The following is a 3076-nucleotide window of genomic DNA, read 5'->3' as shown; positions in this document are numbered from 1 at the left end:
GCGTCCGGGTCCGCGCGGACGAAGACGCTCCGCCGATGGACCCCGACGCGGAGGCCTCCCTGTTCCGGGTAGCCCAAGAGGCCGTGACGAACGCGATCCGCCACGGGCGCTCCCACCGCGTCGACATCCAGCTCTCGGCCGAGCCCGAATCCGGCCCACCGACCACCCTGAGGTTGGAGGTCCACGATGACGGGGGTGGCGTCCCGGCCGGCCATGACCCGGAGGCCCTGTCCTCCGGAGGTCACTTCGGCTTGGCCGGGATGGGAGAGCGGGCCGCGCTCCTCGGCGGTCGCCTCGATGTCGGTGCGTCGGAGCCGTCGGGGACCGCCGTCGTACTGACGGCCCCGTGGCCGTTCCCCCCAGACCTGTAGGTCCCCCGTACTCCCCTCCAAGCTATGTCCGTCCCGTCCGTCCGCATCGTCCTCGCCGACGACCACCCCGCTCTCCGAGCCGGTGTCCGCGCCGTGTTCGAGGCGACCGGTCGGATCGACGTCGTAGGCGAGGCGTCTACGGCCGACGAAGCCGTCCGGCTCGTCGAGCAGTTCGAGCCCAACGTCGTCCTCCTCGACGTCGAAATGCCCGACGGGGGATCCGGCGCGGGCGGGGTCGAGGTAGCCGAGCGTCTCCGGGCGGCCGAGTCCCCGACGCGGGTCCTCGCGTTCTCCGCCTACGACGACCCCGCTTACGTCGCGTCCATGCTCCAGGCCGGCGCGGCCGGGTACGTCACGAAGGACAAGCCGCTCGCGCTCGTGGCCGAGGCGGTCGAGGCCGTCGCGAGGGGGGAGGGCCGGTGGTTCGTGTCCGTGACTTCCCCCGTCGAAGACGACGTCCCTGTGACCAACCGGGAGCTCGAGGTCCTACGGTCGATGTCGCGGGGTCTCGGAAACAAGGAGATCGCGGAGGAGCTCGGGATCTCGCCGAACACGGTCCGCAACCACGTCTCGTCCGTCTACGAGAAGCTCGACGTCGGGTCGTGGCGCGAGGCTGTGGCGTGGGCGTGGGAGCGTGGTCTCGTAGGGCGCTAGCGAGTGGCGATCGCGCCCCGGATCTGGACGCCGCGTAGTGCGCCAGTACTACGGGCGGGGGTGTTCCAAGCGGTCGATCGGGGTCCACGAGATGGTTAGGCTGGCGGTGTCGCCTAAAACCCGCCCGCGTTCACCCCATGCTGTTCCGCTTCGCCCTCCTTCTCGCTCTCGGCCTCTCCGCGTGCGACGCGGTCGCTCCCGACACCGCCAACGTCAGTCCCACAGAAGAGGGCCAGGACGTAGAGCCGGACGCGCCGCAGGCCGTCCCGCTCGCGCTCCGGGTCCCCGTCGCCGGGGCCACGGCGGGGGACTTTCTGTACTCGCTCTCCCCCCTCCCCGAGGGCGGGGTGTTCTCGGCCACGCTCGAGACGTCAGAGGGCGGGTCGGCGTCGGTTCTGAGTACGAGGACCCCGAGCGGGACCGACGTCGACTTCTCGCTCGACGGGTTCGTCCCCGACTCCGTCACCGTGTCGTACCTCGCTGACGGGGTGACCGCCGCCGCTCCCCTGACGTACAGGGGTAGAGATGCCGGGCGTGCGAGGACGTCGGGCGGCCCGGACTCGTACCCCGCCGGCTCGTCCGACCGGGACCCGGACTCATACCACTGGGAGGAGCGGGACGGCCAGATCGTCCTCGTCAAGGACTACAAGGACGACTCGGCCCGGCGTGCGGGAGGTCCTGGGACCGGCTTCGTTACGGTGACCGGGGAGCGGACGCGGGTCACCGACGTCGTGTTCACCGTCTACGGCGTGCCGTCGGGCTCGTCCGAGGCCGTCGCGTTCGAGTCCTCGTCGCTCATGGTCCTCGATTGGTTCGACCTCAACAGGTAGACGTCTCCTGACGAGACGGGGCTCACGGGATGGTAGGGCCGCACAAGGTGAGGCGGACTTCTAACCAAGCCCCGACCCCGACCTAGTCGAGCTGGTATCAGGTTGTGGACGGCCGGCGCTGGAATCCGCCTCGCTTCCACCCTCGTCTCACCCCGAGGAGTCACACACAATGCGGGAGAGACAGTACCGGACTCTCTCTGGTAGACCACCTGATGGCGTGAGATAAGCGCCGTTATCGACCGTGCCCTCTCCGCAGCTTCGCCGGGTGCGTCGCCCGGATCAGCGCCCGCGCCAGCGCCCGCGTCGAGTTGACGAACGGGACGCCCCCATGATCGGCCTCGGGCACCGCGAGCGGGAGCTCGGTACAGCCTAGGATCACCGCCTGGGCGCCGTCCTCGATGAGAGCCCTCGAGGCCGAGAGAAGCGCGTCGCGAGCTTCGGGCAGCGGCGGAGCCGAAAAGGCCTTGAGCCCTCGAGGTCCGTAGATCGCGTTCTGGACCGCGGCCTGGTGGGTCGCGTCCGGCACCACGGCATGAAACCCGGCGGCCTCGAGGCCGATCTCGTGCAGTCGGTTCTCGATCGAGGACGTGGTCGCCAAGACCCCGATCGTGGTCGCCTTCGGTGCGACCTCCCCGACGCGCGCGACGATCGCGTCGACGATGTGGACCAGGGTGATCTCCCGGCCGTCGGCATCGAGGCCGTCTTGGAGCCGGTCGTAGAGGGCGGGCGCGTGGGCCGTGTTGCAGGGGATGCCGACGACGGAGCATCCGGCGTCGTCGAGGCGGCGTAGGACCTCCAGCATGGCCGGGAGCGGGCTCGGGGCCGTCTCATCAGCGAGCCACGTCGCACGGTCGGGGATCCGGCCTGGGTACGAGACCAGGGTGACGGGCAGGTGCTCTTGGTCGTGGGAGGCCTCGGTCTCGTCGAAGACTGAGCGAACCAGGTCTAGGCCTGCGTAGGGTCCCAGGCCTCCGAGAACCCCGATTGCGGACCTCTCATCGGGCGATGGAGCCCCGTGGAGCGCGGTCAGGGCAGGATCGAGATTGAACACAGAGCGAGGAGAAGCGAGAGAGTCGGGCGAAGGCGTTGACCGACGCGCGCGTCGACGCCTAGTTTGGAGCTATCGGACCGACGGCCGCCTACGCGCGTGCCCCGGCCCGGTGCCGTCTGCCCGATGGTGTAATCGGCAACACAGCAGGTTTTGGTCCTGTTATTGGGGGT

The 3076-nt window shown here is 69.6% G+C and carries 4 protein-coding genes; 3 read left to right on the top strand and 1 reads right to left on the bottom strand.

Annotation, left to right across the window (positions count from 1 at the left end; all coding sequences use genetic code 11):
* From WBA11_RS04040 to WBA11_RS04030, 3 genes are all read left to right on the top strand, one after another.
* On the top strand, positions 1–371 hold a 371-nt coding region (locus tag WBA11_RS04040; RefSeq protein ID WP_424519441.1), incomplete at its 5' end, for a sensor histidine kinase.
* A gap of 24 nt (positions 372–395) precedes the next feature.
* A complete protein-coding gene (locus WBA11_RS04035; protein ID WP_424519440.1) occupies positions 396–1025 on the top strand; it encodes a response regulator in 630 nt (209 codons plus the stop codon).
* Between the two features lie 137 nt (positions 1026–1162).
* Positions 1163–1855 (top strand): hypothetical protein, encoded by a 693-nt coding sequence (locus WBA11_RS04030; protein ID WP_424519439.1) that lies wholly within the window; start codon positions 1163–1165, stop codon positions 1853–1855.
* A 232-nt stretch (positions 1856–2087) separates the two neighbouring features.
* Here WBA11_RS04030 and WBA11_RS04025 read toward each other — a convergent pair whose 3' ends face one another.
* Entirely contained in the window at positions 2088–2906 is an 819-nt protein-coding gene (locus WBA11_RS04025) for an aspartate/glutamate racemase family protein (protein ID WP_424519438.1), read from the bottom strand.
* Positions 2907–3076: the final 170 nt, after the last annotated feature.

Source organism: Rubrivirga sp. (assembly GCF_049648075.1).
GTDB lineage: Bacteria > Bacteroidota > Rhodothermia > Rhodothermales > Rubricoccaceae > Rubrivirga.
The sequence above is the reverse complement of the archived record's forward strand: the minus strand, read 5'-3'. Positions and strand labels throughout refer to the sequence as shown.

Coding starts and splice junctions, on each gene's coding strand:
- WBA11_RS04035 (WP_424519440.1), top strand. CDS start 396: ATGTCCGTCCCGTCCGTCCGCATCGTCCTCGCCGACGACCACCCCGCT.
- WBA11_RS04030 (WP_424519439.1), top strand. CDS start 1,163: ATGCTGTTCCGCTTCGCCCTCCTTCTCGCTCTCGGCCTCTCCGCGTGC.